The organism is Nocardia sp. NPDC052566 (genome assembly GCF_044547285.1).
Taxonomy (GTDB): Bacteria; Actinomycetota; Actinomycetes; order Mycobacteriales; family Mycobacteriaceae; genus Nocardia.
Genome location: NZ_JBIUAF010000003.1, coordinates 1,012,175 through 1,028,070, shown reverse-complemented (window position 1 = coordinate 1,028,070; position 15,896 = coordinate 1,012,175). Strand labels below are relative to the sequence as shown.

The following is a 15,896-nucleotide window of genomic DNA, read 5'->3' as shown; positions in this document are numbered from 1 at the left end:
CCGCCCCGGGTCACGAAAGACACCGGGGCGGAACGCATGTGCCTGATCGGCTACTTGGTGACGACGGCCAGGATGTCGCGCGCCGACAGGATGAGGTACTCCTCGCCCTGGTACTTGATCTCGGTGCCGCCGTACTTGCTGTAGATGACGACGTCGCCTTCCTTGACGTCGACCGGGATGCGCTCACCCTTCTCGGTGACGCGTCCGTCGCCGACGGCGATGACGGTGCCCTCCTGCGGCTTCTCCTTCGCCGTGTCGGGGATGACCAGGCCGGAGGCCGTCGTCGTCTCGGCCTCGTTGGCCTGGACGAGGATCTTGTCCTCGAGCGGCTTGATGTTCACGCTCGCCACGTTGAGCCCTCCACTTTCAGGGGATTTCGGTCGTATGGAACTGTTGTCCCTGACCATCGGTTCGGTCATGATCTGACCCTGCGCATAGCCCCGTCGTCGCGGGTGCCGGGACCCCTGCCCAGTAGTCGAATCGCTGGCACAAGCACGTACACAGTGCCACTAGCACTCTATACACGAGAGTGCCAGCGCTCAAGGTGTGGGTGTGCCAGAGATCGGATCGGCGACCCCTCCGAGGTTACGCAAGCCACCGCCGCCGGGACGGCCGCGCAGGCGGCCAGGTTTAATTGCTGACGCCAGCGCTCGACTCGCGCACCGACAGGCCGCTGACACGCCGCAGCAAACGCGCACCCTCTTCACAAGAGATCGGTAAATCTGTAACGTTCGGATAACGGATTGTGACAGTATTGACGACGGTTGCTGTCCGGCCACCGTGTTCGTCACGAACCGGCGTCATCGGAGACCACGCATCGTCACGGAACACCGTCGTCGTAGCACTACCGCGTTGTAGCACCACTGCGTTGTAGAACCACCCGGCGCCACAGCACCTGGTCGTAGCTCTGCCGCGCCGCCGCACCACCCCCACCGCACCAACACCACAGCGTCACCCGTTTCACCGAACAGCTTCACCAGAGAGCAAGCAGCACGTGATCCAAGGCCGGTCGCCGCGACCCATCCGGACGACGGTCCGGCCGGATCCCGAGTCCGAATCGCTCGCCAACCACGCGGCGGTGCGGCAGTCCATTCGAGATGGTCGGCAACTCCAGGACCATCCGCTCGAAGGGAGGTGAACATGCGAACATCCCTCGGCATCTCGGCCGGGAGCGAGGTCGTGTGCTCGGCGCTGGTCGCCACCGCGTCCACCGGGTCACAGACCTTCGACTACCGTGTCGTCTCCGCCGACCCCGCCCACTCCGATCTCGGCGATCTCGTGGCCTCCTCCATCGAGCTGATGACCACGCAGCTGCCGACGACGCAGGCGCACGATGTCGTCCATCCGGTCGGTGCCCGCTACGCGGGTGCGCAGCCCTTCGCCGTCGAGCCGATCACCAACCGCCCGCCGACCAGCGTCGCCGTCGCCTACCGCAGCAAGGAACAGGCGCAGGCCATCCGGCTGGCCACCGGCAAGCAGCAGAACCTGAAGCTGGTCACCGAGAGCGACGCCGCACTCACCTACCTGCGCCACACCGGCCTGCTCGACCGCTACGGCACGGTCGCCGTCGTCGACCTCGGCGCGTCCGGCCTCACCGTCACCGTGGCCGATCAGGCCGACGGCACCGTCCTGCGGTGCGAGCGCACCACCACGATCAGCGGCAACGCCATCGACGATCTGATCTATCACCACCTGGTCGACCTGCACTACGCCCGCCGCGGCACTCGACCCAACCGGGGCATGCTCACCAACCGCGGCCGCGCGGCCAAGGAGCACCTGTCCGTCGCGCCCGCGGTGACCATCGACCATGTCGCCGGGCAGCCGCTCAAGCTCACCAGGGCCGATTTCGAGGAGCTCATCGCCGACCTGCTGCGCGAGACCGCGGTATTCGCCGCCTCGGTATTCGCCAGGGCGCCGAGGTTTCCGGAATCGGTGACCGTCATCGGCGGCGGCGCCAATATCCCCGCGGTGGTCACCACGCTGGGCACGCAGCTGGACGTACCGGTGCTCACCGTGCCCGACCCGGAGTCGGTCATCGCCAAAGGCGCGGCGCTGGTTGCCGATTCGGTGCAGCCCTCGGTGTTCCCGGTCGCCGCGCTGAGCGCCGATGCGCCGGTCGGCACGTTCACCAAGGTGGTCGGCACGCTGGCCGGTGCGATCGTGGTCGTCGGGCTGGTCATCGGCTACGGCGTCAAGACGTTCACGCCCACCTCCGACGATCAGATCTCCCCGGCGGGCACCACGAGCAGCACGAGGCTACCGACGCCGCCGTTGAGTGTGGTGCCGCCGACCAGTGCGGGCGCCACCAGCCCGAACCTGGAGACCGGCAGCAGGCCGACCAACAACCTGCCCTCGGTCACCCAGGATCGCGGGCAGCCGCCGGTCACCAGGACCAACCCGGCGCCGACCACCACCGCGGGCCAGCAGCCGACGCTGCGCCCCGACCCCAACCTGCCGCCGATCCCGTTCCCCGAGCTGCCCGGCCTCCTCGGCCCGCTGCTCGGCACGCCGATGGCCCCCGCCCAGGGCGGCTCCTCCGGCTCCGATCACATCGGCACCCAAAACCCCGCCCCCACCTGGACTCCCGGCCCCAACCAGGCCCCCGCCCACACCCGCATCCCCCTGCCGCCACGCACCGGCTCCTCGAACAACAGCGCGGCGCCCCCGGAACAACTCAACCAATCCGACTGAGCCGCACCGCCATCAGGTGCTCAGCGGACCTGGCTGGTGGAGACCGCGAGGCCGGGGTCGGTGGCTACGGTGAGGGCGGAGGGGGAGGCGCCGCCGCCGATGACGTGGGCGCCGAGCGCGGCGATCATGACGCCGTTGTCGGTGCACAGGCGGGGTTTCGGGACGCGAAGGCGCAGACCCGCTGCGGCACAACGCTCCTCGGCCATCGAGCGGATGCGCGAGTTGGCGGTCGCACCGCCGCCGAGCACTAGGGTGTCCACACCGACGTCCTGGGCCGCACGAATCGCCTTCATGGTGAGCACATCGGCGACGGCCTCCTGGAAGGAGGCCGCGATATCGGAGATCGGCAGATCCTCGGCGGTGAAACCGTTCTGCTGCGCCGCCTCGACGTAGCGGGCGACCGAGGTTTTCAGGCCGGAGAAGGAGAAGTCGTAGCGGGCATCGCGCGGTCCGGTCATGCCGCGTGGGAACGCGATCGCGCGCGGGTCGCCGCCCTGCGCCGCCGCGTCGAGCGCGGGACCGCCGGGAAAGCCGAGGCCGAGCAGCCTGGCCACCTTGTCGAAGGCCTCACCCGCCGCATCGTCGATGGTGCTGCCCAATTCGACGATCGGCTCGGCCAGATCGGTGACGTGCAGCAGATGCGTATGGCCGCCGGAGACCAGCAGCGCGACGCACGGCGGCATCGGACCGTGCTCGAGCGTGTCCACCGCGACGTGCCCGCCGAGATGGTTCAGCGCGTAGAATGGCACATCCCACGCCGCCGCATAGGCTTTCGCGGCCGCGACGCCGACCAGCAGCGCCCCGGCCAGGCCGGGGCCGATGGTGACGGCGAGCGCGTCGGGCTTGGCGATGTTCGCGACCGCCAGCGCGCGGCGCATCGCGGGCACGATCGCCTCGAGATGTGCGCGGGAGGCGATCTCGGGCACCACACCACCGAAGCGAGCATGCTGATCGACGCTGGAGGCGACCTCGTCGGCGAGCAGCTCACAGCTGCCGTCCGGGTTGCGCCGGACGATGCCGACTCCTGTTTCGTCGCAGGAGCTTTCGACACCCATGATGATCACGACAACACCTCGTTGGCGGCCGGAGGCCTGGAGTCGGCGGCAGCGACGGCAGCCGCGGCGGCTTGCGCGTCGCCGACCAGTGGGAAGCCCGTCAGCTCCGGCCTGCGCATGGTGTAGGCGTCGGCGCCGCTCGGCTGGTAGTAGTTCTTGCGCAGCCCGATGATGTGGAAACCGTGCTTGGCGTAGAGCGCGATCGCGGGCGTGTTGTCCGTGCGCACCTCGAGGAATACCGGCCCGCCGCGCTTGCCCGCCTCCGCGAGCAGCGCCTCCAGCAGCAGCGTGCCGATACCGCCGCGGTGACAGGTCGGGTCGACGCCGATGGTGTGCACCTCGGCCTCGGGGTGTTCGTCGTCACCGAGCAGCGCGACACCGGCGTAGCCGATCATGCGCCCGTCGTCGTCGCGGGCGGTGATGTAGCGGTTGTGCGGGCCGGCCAGCTCGGAGCGGAACGCCACCGCCTGCCACGGATCGTCCTCGGGAAACAGCAGCTGCTCCAGTTCGACGCAGCGCTCGATATCGGTGTCGGCCATCGGCTCGATCCGGATCATGACCGCACCCCCGCGTCGCGGGTGCCCTCGCGCACTACGCCCCCGTCCGGTCGAGCGTGCGGAAGCTGTTCTCCACCGCATCCGGCCTGCGCAGGTAGAGCGGCACCAGCGGTTCCGGAACGGTGAACGCGAACAGCTGGGGCGCGGCCATCTCGACCAGCCCGGCCGGGGACGGCGTCTCCACCGGCAGCACCGGCAGATCGAAGAAATCCACGTGTGAGGCGGAGCCCGCGATCACGGTGGCCTGGCCGGGATCGAGCTCGCCCGGCTTGCTGACATCGGGTCCGGCGATGCGGACACCGTCGCGGTAGCGCGCCCAGTACACCTCGCGGCGCCGGGCATCGGTGACCACGAGCAGTTCGGCGCCGTCCTTCAGATCGCCCGCCGCGTCGGCGGCAATCGCGTCGAGGCTGCAGACGCCGTACACCGGGACACCGAGCGCGTCACCGAATGCCGCGGCCGTCGCCATCCCGACCCGGAGGCCGGTGAACGGGCCTGGGCCGATGCCGACCACGACCGCCGCGATATCGCTCCTGGAACGACCTGTCTCACTGAGGCATTCGAGGATCTGCGGGGTGAGGACCTCGGCATGGGCGCGAGGATCGACCCGCACCCGGGAGGCGACGGTGCGCACCTGGGCCGGGGTGGCCTGCTCCAGTTCCACCAATCCCGCTGTAACGGCGGGTGTCGCGGTGTCGACAGCTAGTACAAGCATGATTGCCCCAACGATACCGGGTGGTAGCTGCGCCCGGTGCGGAGCTACCTGGTAGTTAATGACGGGTGGTCAGCCCACCCATTCCCAAATCGCGGTGCGCACCTCGGAGTCCGGCTCCCGCGACAACATCACCCGCAGGTGCCGATCGGCCAGATGCTCCACCACCCCGCGGCCCCATTCCACCACCACCACAGCCTGATTCAGGTCGGTGTCCAGATCGAGCGCGTCCAGCTCGTCCAGATCACCGCTGAGCCGGTAGGCGTCGACGTGCACCAGCGGCACCGCACGGCCGCCCTCACCCGCCCGATGCTGCCTGGCGATGATGAATGTCGGCGAACTCACTCGGCCCTGTACCCCTAGCCCGTCGGCGATACCGCGAGTCAGCGCGGTCTTGCCCGCGCCGAGCGGACCGTCGAGCACCACCAGATCACCGGCGGCCAACTCCGAGGCCAGCTCGCGGCCGAGCGCCTCGGTGTCGGCGACGGTGGGCAGGATTCGCTGAAAGCGCTCAGCCACCGACGACCTCCGATTCCTGTTGCGATGATTCGATCGCGCCCGCCCGCACCAGCAGCCGGTCGAGCGCGGCATTGACGATATCCGGGAACTGCAGGTGCGCCATGTGCGCCGCGTCGGCGAGCCGGACGAGTTCGCTGTTCGGCAGTGCGCGGGCCAGCGCACGGGAATTGCGGAACGGGATCACCAAATCATGCACGCCGCCGAGGACGAGCACCGGCGTATCCACCAGCGTCGGCAGCGCCGCCGATTCGTCGTGCAGTTCGAACGCCTTCAGGAATTTCACGATGGTCTCGACCGGTGTGCGGTCGATCATCAGGGTGGTGAACCGGGACAGCGTCGGGCTCACCGCGCCGTGATAGGCGCTGACATGCAGGATCGGCGTGATCACATGCCTGGACGCCGCGCGGCTCGCCTGCACCAGCGTCGGCGCGGTGTGCACCGCGACCCGGAAGCCGTCGATCGCCGGACTGCGCAGCAGCTGGGTGAGGCCCGCCGAGGTGACCTCCGCCGCGGCGGTGGACAGCAGGCCGATGCCGATCACCCGCGCCGCGAACAGTTCCGGGAACTGCGCCGCCGCCGCGAGCACCGCCATACCGCCGAGCGAATGACCGACGAGCACCACCGGCCCGGTCGGCGCCGCGGCCTCGATCACCGCGCCGAGATCGCGCCCCAGCTGAGCGACGGTACAGCTCTCGGTGCTCGGCGCACCCGAGCGGCCGTGGCCGCGCAGATCGAACAGCAGGAGCCGGACCTTTGGGCCCCAACGCTTTTCCAGGTCGCGGCGCTGAAAGTGGAAGGACTCCATGGTGTTGCAGAAGCCGTGCACGAAAACCACGGTGACCGGGGCGTTCTCGGGCCCGCACGTGCGGGTGGCGAGCTCGACGCCGTCCTCGGCGAGGACGATGCCCGAGCGGTCGCCATCGATCAGTTCGAAGTTCTCGTCCCGGTATTCGTCGCGGCGCGCGGGCCACAGCACCCTGGCGCCGATCCGGCGCAGCGCGTGCCCGCCTGCCAGCGCGGCGACCACGCCCGCGGTCGCCAGTCCCCCGCGAACCGCCGCGCGTGACCGCCGCCGCATCAGTTGTCGCCCGCCGCTTCGTCCCCGCCGATATAGCGGCGGACCACCCGGCCGCGCGGGGAGCAGACGATTTCGTAGTGGATGGTGTCGAGCAGATCGGCCCAGTCCTGGGCGTGCGGCTCGTTCGGGCCGCCGCCGAACAGGATCGCGGTATCACCCGCGGTGACGCCCGCCGCGTTGTCGCCGAGATCGACGACGAACTGATCCATGCACACCCGGCCGACATTCGGGCGCGACGCGCCACCGAGCCATACGCTGAAGCGGCCGCTGAGCGGGCGGAATACACCGTCGGCGTATCCGGCGGGGATGAGCGCGACGGTGGTGTCGTGCGGTGCGATCCACTGGTGGCCGTAGGAGACGCCCTCACCGGCGGCGACCCGCTTCACCAGCATGACCCGCGCCTGCCAGGTCATCGCCGGGCGCAACCCGAAGTCGGAGATCTCCGGCACCGGGGAGAGGCCGTACACGGCGACGCCGGGGCGGACCATATCGAAGGCCAAGTCGGGGCGGGTGAGCGTGGCGGCGGAGTTCGCCAGGTGCACCAGCTCCGGTTCCAGGCCGTGCTCCTCGGCGGTCGCGATGGCCTCGACGAACCGGTCGCGCTGCACGTCGAGCATCGGATGCCCCGGCTCGTCGGCGTGCGCCAGGTGGGAGAACACGGCGCGGAACCGCACCACCTGCTCGTCGACCAGATCGCGCAGCACCTTCAGCACGTCCGGATATTCGTCGGGGGCGATGCCGTTGCGATTGAGGCCGGTATCGACCTTGAGGCTGACCGTCGCGGTCGTACCGAGGCGACGTGCGGCCTCCTCGACCGCACGCAGATGATCGAGCGAGGAGACACCGATCTCGATATCGGCGGCGATGGCCGCGCCGAAGTCGGCGTCGGAGTTGTTGAGCCAGGTCAGAATCGGCACGGTGATCCCGGCCGCGCGCAACCGCACCGCCTCACCGACCGTGGTCACCCCGAGCTCCGCGGCCCCCGCCGCCACCGCTGCCCGGCCCACCTCGACCGCGCCGTGGTTGTATCCGTCGGCCTTCAACACCACCATCACCGCGGCGCCCCCGGCGTGCTCCCGCAGCACCCGAACGTTGTGCGCGATGGCGTCGAGATCGACAATCAGCTCGGTGCCGCCGCTGTTCGCCTTCAGGCCGGACTCGGTCCCGCGATCGTCAGCGGCCGACGGTCGCGTTCCTGGTTGAGTTTTGGGCGTACCCGATGAGTCAGCTCCCCCGCCACTCCGCGCCTTCAGGCCAGACTCGGTGCCGCGATCGTCAGCGTCGGCGGCCGGCGGTCGCGTTCCTGGTTGAGTTTTGGGCGTACCCGATGAGTTACCCATGTGCTCCCGAAATCAGTTGTCGCGTGTTTTTGGCCGAGTTCGTTCCGTCGGATTTCGTTCGAGTCTATTGGCGATGCCTGCCGCACCCGAAGTCAGTCACCCGATCGCACCCGTGAGCCGCCGCTGCGGGCAACGGCGCGGAGGGCTCGAATGCCGAGGCAGGCATGGTCGGAGTCGCCGCATCACCCGATGTCAGTGATCCACCACACAGGGCGAACCTTCCAGCGTCGACGCATGTTCGGCGGGTGCGCGTGGACACCGTGATCGGGCGGAGGTGTCGGTCATCTGATGCAGACCCGGCATCGTTCGCACCGAGCACAGGCGAGCCACCCGTTCCTGATGGATCGAGAGCTAAGCGATGGTCCGCCACTTCCTCTGGAATCGAAATCGGTGGCCCAGCACGCAAATGCTGGATCGAGGCGCAGCGAGCATCAGAGCCGTGACGGACACGTCACCGTGTCGATTGACATATGGCGGGCTCGGGCACGTAGCCGGGACTCACCACATGGGCGAGGTGGGGTCAGGGGCTAGGGCGCGGAGGGTGCGGATGGCCGGGCGGAGGTGGTGCAGGAGCGGGGAGGCGGAGATGGGGGCGGCGGCGGGGTGGGTTTCGTGGGCGGCGAGGTTGGCGGCGAGGGCATGGGCGCGGGCGGCGGCCGCGGCGGACCAGGCGGGGGCGCGGCCCGCGGCGAGGAGGGCGCCGATGATGCCGGAGAGAACGTCGCCCGCGCCCGCGGTCGCGGCCCAGGAACCGCCTGCTTCGTTGACCAGTACAGGGCGGCCCGGGGTGGCGATGAGAGTGGCTCGGCCCTTGAGCAGGACGGTGACCTGCCAGGATTCGGCCAGGTCACGGACGGCCGCGACGCGGTCGGGGCCGATTTCGTGACCGGTGAGGCGGGCGAATTCACCTGCGTGCGGGGTGAGGACGGTGGGGGCGGTGCGGGCGCGAACCAGGTCGGGGTCGGCGGCCAGCAGGGTGAGGCCGTCGGCGTCGACCACCACCGGGAGGTTGGTGGCGAGGACTTCGGCGAGCCGATTGCGTGCGTCGGTGTCGGTGCCCGCGCCGGGGCCGAAGACCCAGGACTGCACGCGGCCCGACTTCGAGATGCTCTCGGCGGCAACCACTTCCGGAAAGTTGGCGAGTACGTCCCCGGGATCGGCGCCCGCATAGCGGACCATGCCCGAGGTCGCCGCCACCGCCGCGCCCGCGCACAGCACGGCGGCGCCGGGATAGGCGGGGCTGCCCGCGAATATGCCGGTCACCCCCTGGGTGTACTTGTCGTCGGCCGGGCCGGGGACCGGCCATTCGGCGCCGATCGAGACGGGTTCCAGCGCGGCGAGATTCGGCTCCGGTAGGCGTAAACCGATGGGCACCAACTCGATTCGCCCGCAGTACGGCGCGGCAAGCACGTGCACCGGCTTGTAGGCGCCGAACGCCACCGTGACATCGGCGCGGACGGCGGGGCCGGTGACGGCGCCGGTATCCGGGTCGACACCGCTGGGCAGGTCCGCGGCGACGATCGGAACATCGAGCGCCGCAACGAGTTCCGCGGCGGCCGGGCGCAGCGGCCCGCGACCGGAGATGCCGACGATGCCGTCGATCACCACATCCGGTGCGCCGCTGTCGTCGCTGATTCGCCCGCCCGTCTTGCGCAGCGCGGCAAGACCTTTCGCATGCGCGCGCGCCGGGTTCAACAGCACCGCGGTCACCGCGACCCCGCGACGGCGCAGCATCGAACCGGCCCACAGCGCATCCCCGCCGTTGTCACCGGATCCGACGAGCAGCGTCACCGCCCGCCCGGCGATTCCACCGGTCCGCGCCCGCAACTCGGCCGCGACGACGGTCGCGAGCCCATACGCGGCCCGCTGCATCGGCACCCCGTCGGGCACCCTGGTGAACAGCTCGGCCTCCGCGGCCCGCACCTCATCGGCGGTGAAATAGCCCCGCTGCATGGACATCCCGCACTCGCCTCCATGAGTCGTTCAGCATCGCCGGCATATTTGCCGACCCCGGCTACGAGGCCGCCCGGAGCGCGGCGCGGGGTGGCGACGACTGCAGACTACGCTTGGCGATCGTGCCCATCGCCCATCGCCGTACCAGGTCCCTGCAGGTCGCCGTCGTGTCCGCGCTGGTGGGAGCGCTAGTGCTGTCCGGGTGCGGCAGTGGCGATTCCGGCTCCGGCTCGCCGACGACATCGGCGGCCGCCTCGAGTGCGGCGAAGGCGCCCGGCGACACGAAGCCGACAACGGTCACCGTGAACGTCAGCGACATGAAGTTCTCCCCCGCCGACCTCACCGTCAAAGTCGGCGACACCGTCACCTGGAAGTTCAGCGACAAAGTCCCCCACAACGTGCAGGGCATCGGCGACAAGGCCATGGGCATCAACAGCCCCATCCAGCAAAAAGGCGAGTGGAGCTACACCTTCACCGTCGCAGGCGCCTACCGCTACCTCTGCTCCCTCCACCCGGAAATGCGCGGCACCATCACCGTCGAGCAGTAGCCCGCCCACCGACCGATCCCGCGCACCGACCGCCTTGCCGCGCACGAATCTCGCGTGCATGCAGTGCGCGGCGCTGCGAAAGATGCGCGCCAGGGAGGCGCACAGGGTGGGAACCCCGCGGTCAGGCAGGGTGGTGCGCAGCGGCGTTGAGGGCTTCGACGGCGGCGACGAGGGGGGCGAGTTCGGGGTCGGCGGCGGCTTGGCCCAGGGCGCCGGCGAGGGCGGCGTCGTGGGTGGGGCGGGCCGCGTCGAGGAGTTTCGTGCCCGCGGGGGTGACGTCGGTGTAGATGCCGCGGCGATCGTCGGGGCAGAGGTAGCGGGAGAGCAGGCCGCGGTCTTCCAGGCGGGAGACCAGGCGGGTGGTGGCGCTCTGGCTCAGCACGACCGCGTCGGCGACCTGGTTCATCCGCAGGTGGCCGCCGACGCCGTCGTGCTGGCGGCCGAGCACGACCAGCAGCGAGTACTCACGCACGCTCAGGTCGTGGCTCGCTTGCAGGGCGCGTTCGATCTGCGCCTCGATGCGCGCGTACAGCAGCGATAGCGCGTACCAGCCATCCGCCAGGCCGGTCAGGGCGGCATCCGCAGTCATGTCTCCCAGGATAGCCGACGTCTGCAATAGCCCGCGCTTGCAATTAGCGCGCGTCTGCAATTATTGTTGGCGCTTGTAAAGCTCAGGCGCAACAACTTGTGGAGGCTCACGTCATGCCGCTCGCACTCCTCGCCCTGGCACTCGGGGCATTCGGGATCGGCACCACCGAATTCGTCATCGTCGGCCTGCTGCCCGACATTGCCGACACCTACGCGGTGTCCATCCCCACCGCGGGCCTGCTGGTCACCGGTTACGCACTCGGCGTGCTGGCGGGCGCACCGGTGATGACCGGCCTCGGCACCAGGGTGTCCCGCAAGCGCATGCTCCTCGGCGCACTGCTGCTGCTCATCGCGGGCAACGTATTGTCCGCTGCCGCACCCACTTTCGGGCTCATGCTGACGGGACGGGTGGTCGCCTCGCTGGCGCACGGCGCATTCTTCGGCATCGGCTCGGTCGTCGCAGGCAATCTGGTGAGCCCCGACAAGCGCGCAAGCGCCATCTCGATGATGTTCACCGGGCTCGCCGTGGCCACCATCGTCGGCGTTCCGCTCGGCACACTGCTCGGCCAGCAGTTCGGCTGGCGGCTCACCTTCCTGCTCGTCGCGCTGGTCGGGCTGATCGGTTTCGCCGGTGTCGCCGCGCTGGTGCCCGAACAGCCCGCGCCGCAGAACGCCAGGCTGCGCAATGAAATCGCCGCGCTGGCCAACCCGCAGGTACTGCTCGCCATGGCGATGACCGTGCTCGGCTTCGGCGGCGTCTTCGCCGCGATCACCTATCTCGCGCCGATGATGACCGAGGTCACCGGCTACGCGGAGTCGTCGATCACCTGGCTGCTCGTCCTGTTCGGCCTCGGGTTCTTCCTCGGCAACCTGATCGGCGGCAAGTTCGCCGATCGCCATCCGATGCCGATGCTCTACGCCTCGCTCAGCGGGCTCGCGGTGATGCTCGCCGTATTCACGGTCACCGCACACAACAAGGTGGCCGCCGCGATCACCGTCGTGCTGATCGGCGCGCTCGGCTTCGCGACCGTCCCCTCGCTACAGAAGCGGGTACTCGACCATGCGGCAGGTGCGCCGACCCTGGCGTCCGCCCTCAACATCGGCGCCTTCAACCTCGGCAACGCGATCTCCGCGTGGCTCGGCGGCGTCGTCATCGCCGCGGGCTTCGGCTACACCTCCCCCAACTGGGTCGGCTTCGGCCTGGTTCTCGTCAGCGTCGTGCTGGCGGTGATCTCCGGCGCCCTCGAACGCAACACCACCAGTCGGCCCGTCACCCAGACCGAACCCCTCGTCCCCGCCTGATCCCGAAGAAACCAAAACCCCGGAGTCCCAACGACTCCGGGGTTTGTCGTTACCTGAGTTCCTGATGTTCTCGGAGTGCAGCTGTTGCGCCGCAACCACACTGGCCGCGGCGGACAACTATTCGACGGTGACCGATTTGGCGAGGTTGCGCGGCTTGTCCACGTCGTAGCCGCGGGCCTGGGCGATCTCCGCGGCGAAGATCTGCAGCGGGACCGTGGACAGCAGCGGCTGGAACAGGGTTGGTGCCGAGGGGATCTCGATGAGATCGTCGGCGAACGGGCGCACCGTGTCGTCGCCCTCCTCGGCGATCACGATGGTGCGCGCGCCGCGGGCCTGGATCTCCCGGATATTGCTCAGCAGCTTGGAGTGCAGCACCGCGCGCCCCTTCGGCGACGGCATCACCACGATCACCGGCAGCCCGTCCTCGATCAGCGCGATCGGACCGTGCTTGAGCTCACCCGCCGCGAAACCCTCCGCGTGCATGTACGCGAGTTCCTTGAGCTTGAGCGCGCCTTCGAGCGCCACCGGGTATCCGACGTGGCGGCCGAGGAACAGGATCGTCGACTCGTGCGCCAGCTGCCTGGCGATCGCCCGCACCTGCGGTCCGGTCTCCAGCACCCGCTCCACCAGCTTGGGCATGCCCTCGAGCTCGGCGAATTCGCGCGCCACCTCGTCGGGGTACTTGGTGCCGCGCGCCTGCGCCAGCGCCAGACCGACCAGGTAGTTCGCGGCCACCTGGGCGAGGAACGCCTTGGTCGAAGCGACACCGATCTCCGGCCCGGTCCTGGTGTAGAGCACCGCGTCCGACTCGCGCGGGATCTGCGCGCCATTGGTGTTGCAGATGGCGAGCACCCGCGCCTTCTGCTCCTTCGCATGCCGCACCGCCTCGAGCGTGTCGGCGGTCTCGCCCGACTGCGAGATCGCCACCACCAGCGTCGAACGGTCCAGAACCGGGTCGCGGTAACGGAATTCGCTGGCCAGCTCCACCTCGACGGGCAGCCTGGTCCAGTGCTCGATCGCGTACTTGGCCAGCAGGCCCGCGTGATACGAACTGCCGCACGCGACGACGAACACCTTGTCGAAATCGCGCAGTTCCTGATCGGCGAGGCGCTGCTCGTCGAGCACGATCCGGCCGGAGCCGTCCTCGTCGTGGCTGAAATGCCCGATCAGCGTGTCCGCGACGGCGGCGGGCTGCTCCTCGATCTCCTTGAGCATGAAGTAGTCGTGGCCACCCTTTTCGGCGGCGGCCAGATCCCAGTCGATGGTGAACGGCCTGGTGCGCGCACCGGCGTCGTTCCCGTCGAAATCGATGACCCGGTAGCTGTCGGCGGTGATCACCACGGCCTGGTCCTGCCCGAGCTCGACGGCCTCGCGGGTGTGCTCGATGAACGCGGTGACATCGGAGGCGATGAACATCTCGCCCTTGCCGACACCGACGACCAGCGGGCTGGAGCGGCGCGCCGCCACGATCATGTCCGGGTGGTCGGCGTGGGTGAAGACCAGCGTGAACGCGCCCTCCAACCGGCGAACCACGGCGAGCACGCTCGCGGTGAAATCCCCCGCGGTCGGCCCGGCCGCATAGGCGCGCGACACCAGGTGCACCGCGGCCTCGGTATCGGTGTCGCTGCGCAGCTCGACGCCCGCGTCCTCCAGTTCACGGCGCAGCGGGATGAAGTTCTCGATGATGCCGTTGTGCACCACGGCGATTTTCAGCGCCTCGTCGCGGTGCGGGTGTGCGTTGCGGTCGGTCGGCGCGCCGTGCGTGGCCCAGCGCGTGTGGCCCATACCCGCGGTGCCGACGAAGCGTTCGGTGCCCGCTTCCGCGAGTTCGGCCTCTAGATTCAGTAGCAGTCCGGCCTTGCGTTCGACCGCCAAACCGCCCTTGCCATCCAGGATCGCCACGCCCGCGGAGTCGTATCCGCGATATTCCATGCGCCGCAACGCGTCAACCACCACGCCGAGCGCGTCCCGGTACCCGACGTAGCCAACGATTCCGCACATGGCTCCCCAGACTACTTATCGGATAACGTTCACGTCGTGTCGGCGTCTGTGAAATCACTCCTGAGCACCCTGACCAGCCGGGGCCCGCATCGGGTGCTGCGCGGGAACCTGGCCATCGCGGGTCAGCCCGGGGTGGTCTATACGCCCGAATCCGGGCTGAACCTGCCCGCTGTCGCCTTCGGGCACGGCTGGCTGACCGGCGCCGCCAACTATCGGCAGCTACTCGAGCACCTCGCATCGTGGGGTTTTGTGGCGGCCGCCCCCGATACCGAGCGCGGGCCGATTCCGTCACATCTCAACCTGGCCACCGATCTGCTCACCACCCTCGACATCTGCACCGGCGTGCGGCTCGGCGACGGCGAGATCAGCGTGCACCCGGACCGCCTCGCTCTCGCCGGGCACGGCATGGGTGCGGGCGCGGCCGTCATCGCGGCCGGGCAGCGTCGGGTCGCCGCGGTGGCGGCGCTGTTCCCCGCGCCGACCGCGCCGTCGGCGGAGGCCATCGCCCCCGATATCGACACGCCCGCGCTGATCCTGGCCGGCGGCACCGATATCGAATCGGTCAGCTCCAACGCCATCCCGCTGGCCGCCGCCTGGGGCGGGTCGATGGTGCTGCGCGAAATCGACGCCGCCTCGCACAACGGCATCGTCGAGGGCCGTCGCGCACTCGCCGCCTTCGGCGCGGGCAAGCACGAGTCGAAGACCGCGCGCACCACCCGCGCGCTGCTCACCGGCTATCTACTGAACAAACTGTTGCGCGACAAGACATATGCCCCCTTCGCCGACCCCGAAGCGGTCATCCCGCACACCACCCTCGTCGACCCGGAAGCCCCACGCGAGGAAGAAAAGCCCAAACTCTCCGTAGGCCAACTCGCCTCCCTCCTCCGCCGCTAACCCGGCGGGCGAAGGGCGTCGAGGGCCAGGTCGATGAAGCGGTGCCAGTCGCCGATGGCGTCGCGGCTGATGGTGGCCACGGCGCCGACGAGCATGTAGAGGTCGGCGACGGTGGCGTCGGAGCGGATAGTTCCTTCGGCGCGGCCACGGGAGAGGAGTTGTTCGCCGAGTTCGCCCAGCTGCGTGCGGATTTCGCCGCGCGGCTCGGTATCGCCGAGCACCGACTCGATGGCGCCGGAGAGGGCGCGGCCCCGCTCGTGCACCTCGGCGACATGAATGAGGAACTCCGCCACCGCCTGCCTGGTATCGGGATTGGGTAGGCAGGCCCGGCGAACATAGTCGAGGATTCCGGCGAAGCGCTGCTCGGCGACGGCCTCGATAAGTGCCTGCCGGGTCGGGAAGTGCCGGTAGACGGTGCCGACCCCGACGCCCGCCTCGCGCGCCACATCGGCCATCTGCACCGCACCGCCGCGCGTGGTGAACAGCGCGGTGGCGGTCTCCAGCACCTGGTCGCGATTGCGCGCCGCGTCGGTACGGAGTTTTCGGCTTGTCTCGCTCGGCATCCTCGTTCTCCGTGTCGCAATGGGTAATTCGCAGGCTACCTGGCCACCACACGGACAATGAGCCGGTTGTCGATCCAAGCCATTCCCCGCTCGAC

16 protein-coding genes are annotated in these 15,896 nt (G+C 69.4%); 4 read left to right on the top strand and 12 right to left on the bottom strand.

Annotation, left to right across the window (positions count from 1 at the left end):
- Positions 1 to 50: 50 nt before the first annotated feature.
- Positions 51 to 350 carry a co-chaperone GroES gene (gene groES / locus ACIG5A_RS18430; RefSeq protein ID WP_397241403.1) on the bottom strand — a complete coding sequence of 100 codons (300 nt, stop codon included), beginning with the start codon at positions 348 to 350 and terminating at the stop codon, positions 51 to 53.
- Positions 351 to 1,140: 790 nt separating this feature from the next.
- Here groES and ACIG5A_RS18425 point away from each other — a divergent pair.
- The gene (locus ACIG5A_RS18425; protein WP_397241402.1) at positions 1,141 to 2,691 is read left to right on the top strand and encodes an Hsp70 family protein; all 1,551 of its coding nucleotides are present in this window, start codon (positions 1,141 to 1,143) and stop codon (positions 2,689 to 2,691) included.
- 20 nt (positions 2,692 to 2,711) lie between these two features.
- On the opposite strand, the gene tsaD is transcribed toward ACIG5A_RS18425, so the two are convergent.
- The 8 genes from tsaD to ACIG5A_RS18385 all read right to left on the bottom strand — a co-directional run bounded on the left by tsaD (position 2,712) and on the right by ACIG5A_RS18385 (position 10,224).
- On the bottom strand, positions 2,712 to 3,755 hold the full coding sequence (gene tsaD / locus ACIG5A_RS18420) for a tRNA (adenosine(37)-N6)-threonylcarbamoyltransferase complex transferase subunit TsaD (RefSeq protein ID WP_397241401.1): 1,044 nt from the start codon (positions 3,753 to 3,755) through the stop codon (positions 2,712 to 2,714).
- Positions 3,752 to 4,303 carry a ribosomal protein S18-alanine N-acetyltransferase gene (gene rimI / locus ACIG5A_RS18415; RefSeq protein ID WP_397241400.1) on the bottom strand — a complete coding sequence of 184 codons (552 nt, stop codon included), beginning with the start codon at positions 4,301 to 4,303 and terminating at the stop codon, positions 3,752 to 3,754. The genes tsaD and rimI overlap by 4 nt, the downstream gene beginning before the upstream one ends.
- Before the next feature lie 34 nt (positions 4,304 to 4,337).
- The gene (tsaB, locus tag ACIG5A_RS18410; RefSeq protein WP_397241399.1) at positions 4,338 to 5,018 is read right to left on the bottom strand and encodes a tRNA (adenosine(37)-N6)-threonylcarbamoyltransferase complex dimerization subunit type 1 TsaB; all 681 of its coding nucleotides are present in this window, start codon (positions 5,016 to 5,018) and stop codon (positions 4,338 to 4,340) included.
- 69 nt (positions 5,019 to 5,087) lie between these two features.
- Entirely contained in the window at positions 5,088 to 5,534 is a 447-nt protein-coding gene (gene tsaE, locus ACIG5A_RS18405; protein ID WP_397241398.1) for a tRNA (adenosine(37)-N6)-threonylcarbamoyltransferase complex ATPase subunit type 1 TsaE, read from the bottom strand.
- The gene (locus ACIG5A_RS18400; protein ID WP_397241397.1) at positions 5,527 to 6,612 is read right to left on the bottom strand and encodes an alpha/beta fold hydrolase; all 1,086 of its coding nucleotides are present in this window, start codon (positions 6,610 to 6,612) and stop codon (positions 5,527 to 5,529) included. Before ACIG5A_RS18400 ends, tsaE begins: the two co-directional genes overlap by 8 nt.
- Positions 6,612 to 7,763 carry an alanine racemase gene (gene alr, locus ACIG5A_RS18395; protein ID WP_397241858.1) on the bottom strand — a complete coding sequence of 384 codons (1,152 nt, stop codon included), beginning with the start codon at positions 7,761 to 7,763 and terminating at the stop codon, positions 6,612 to 6,614. Before alr ends, ACIG5A_RS18400 begins: the two co-directional genes overlap by 1 nt.
- A 687-nt stretch (positions 7,764 to 8,450) precedes the next feature.
- On the bottom strand, positions 8,451 to 9,911 hold the full coding sequence (locus ACIG5A_RS18390) for an NAD(P)H-hydrate dehydratase (protein ID WP_397241396.1): 1,461 nt from the start codon (positions 9,909 to 9,911) through the stop codon (positions 8,451 to 8,453).
- Between the two features lie 55 nt (positions 9,912 to 9,966).
- A complete protein-coding gene (locus tag ACIG5A_RS18385; protein ID WP_397241395.1) occupies positions 9,967 to 10,224 on the bottom strand; it encodes a hypothetical protein in 258 nt (85 codons plus the stop codon).
- On the opposite strand from ACIG5A_RS18385, the gene ACIG5A_RS18380 reads away from it, so the two are divergent.
- Positions 10,223 to 10,453 carry a cupredoxin family copper-binding protein gene (locus ACIG5A_RS18380; protein ID WP_397241394.1) on the top strand — a complete coding sequence of 77 codons (231 nt, stop codon included), beginning with the start codon at positions 10,223 to 10,225 and terminating at the stop codon, positions 10,451 to 10,453. The genes ACIG5A_RS18385 and ACIG5A_RS18380 overlap by 2 nt on opposite strands.
- 121 nt (positions 10,454 to 10,574) lie before the next feature.
- Here ACIG5A_RS18380 and ACIG5A_RS18375 read toward each other — a convergent pair whose 3' ends face one another.
- Positions 10,575 to 11,042, bottom strand: coding sequence for a MarR family winged helix-turn-helix transcriptional regulator (locus ACIG5A_RS18375; protein WP_397241393.1), 468 nt, complete (start codon positions 11,040 to 11,042; stop codon positions 10,575 to 10,577).
- Between the two features lie 113 nt (positions 11,043 to 11,155).
- Here ACIG5A_RS18375 and ACIG5A_RS18370 point away from each other — a divergent pair, with 113 nt between their 5' ends.
- Entirely contained in the window at positions 11,156 to 12,343 is a 1,188-nt protein-coding gene (locus tag ACIG5A_RS18370; RefSeq protein WP_397241392.1) for an MFS transporter, read from the top strand.
- Between the two features lie 117 nt (positions 12,344 to 12,460).
- Here ACIG5A_RS18370 and glmS read toward each other — a convergent pair whose 3' ends face one another.
- A complete protein-coding gene (gene glmS, locus ACIG5A_RS18365; protein WP_397241391.1) occupies positions 12,461 to 14,344 on the bottom strand; it encodes a glutamine--fructose-6-phosphate transaminase (isomerizing) in 1,884 nt (627 codons plus the stop codon).
- A 36-nt stretch (positions 14,345 to 14,380) separates the two neighbouring features.
- Here glmS and ACIG5A_RS18360 point away from each other — a divergent pair, with 36 nt between their 5' ends.
- On the top strand, positions 14,381 to 15,238 hold the full coding sequence (locus tag ACIG5A_RS18360; protein ID WP_397241390.1) for a dienelactone hydrolase family protein: 858 nt from the start codon (positions 14,381 to 14,383) through the stop codon (positions 15,236 to 15,238).
- Here ACIG5A_RS18360 and ACIG5A_RS18355 read toward each other — a convergent pair.
- Positions 15,235 to 15,801, bottom strand: a complete 567-nt coding sequence (locus tag ACIG5A_RS18355) for a TetR/AcrR family transcriptional regulator (protein WP_397241389.1) — start codon at positions 15,799 to 15,801, stop codon at positions 15,235 to 15,237. The genes ACIG5A_RS18360 and ACIG5A_RS18355 overlap by 4 nt on opposite strands.
- Positions 15,802 to 15,896: the final 95 nt, after the last annotated feature.

Coding starts and splice junctions, on each gene's coding strand:
- tsaB (WP_397241399.1), bottom strand. CDS start 5,018: ATGCTTGTACTAGCTGTCGACACCGCGACACCCGCCGTTACAGCGGGA.
- ACIG5A_RS18370 (WP_397241392.1), top strand. CDS start 11,156: ATGCCGCTCGCACTCCTCGCCCTGGCACTCGGGGCATTCGGGATCGGC.
- ACIG5A_RS18425 (WP_397241402.1), top strand. CDS start 1,141: ATGCGAACATCCCTCGGCATCTCGGCCGGGAGCGAGGTCGTGTGCTCG.
- glmS (WP_397241391.1), bottom strand. CDS start 14,344: ATGTGCGGAATCGTTGGCTACGTCGGGTACCGGGACGCGCTCGGCGTG.
- ACIG5A_RS18375 (WP_397241393.1), bottom strand. CDS start 11,042: ATGACTGCGGATGCCGCCCTGACCGGCCTGGCGGATGGCTGGTACGCG.
- ACIG5A_RS18400 (WP_397241397.1), bottom strand. CDS start 6,612: ATGCGGCGGCGGTCACGCGCGGCGGTTCGCGGGGGACTGGCGACCGCG.
- ACIG5A_RS18380 (WP_397241394.1), top strand. CDS start 10,223: ATGAAGTTCTCCCCCGCCGACCTCACCGTCAAAGTCGGCGACACCGTC.
- ACIG5A_RS18385 (WP_397241395.1), bottom strand. CDS start 10,224: ATGTCGCTGACGTTCACGGTGACCGTTGTCGGCTTCGTGTCGCCGGGC.
- ACIG5A_RS18390 (WP_397241396.1), bottom strand. CDS start 9,911: ATGTCCATGCAGCGGGGCTATTTCACCGCCGATGAGGTGCGGGCCGCG.
- ACIG5A_RS18355 (WP_397241389.1), bottom strand. CDS start 15,801: ATGCCGAGCGAGACAAGCCGAAAACTCCGTACCGACGCGGCGCGCAAT.
- rimI (WP_397241400.1), bottom strand. CDS start 4,303: ATGATCCGGATCGAGCCGATGGCCGACACCGATATCGAGCGCTGCGTC.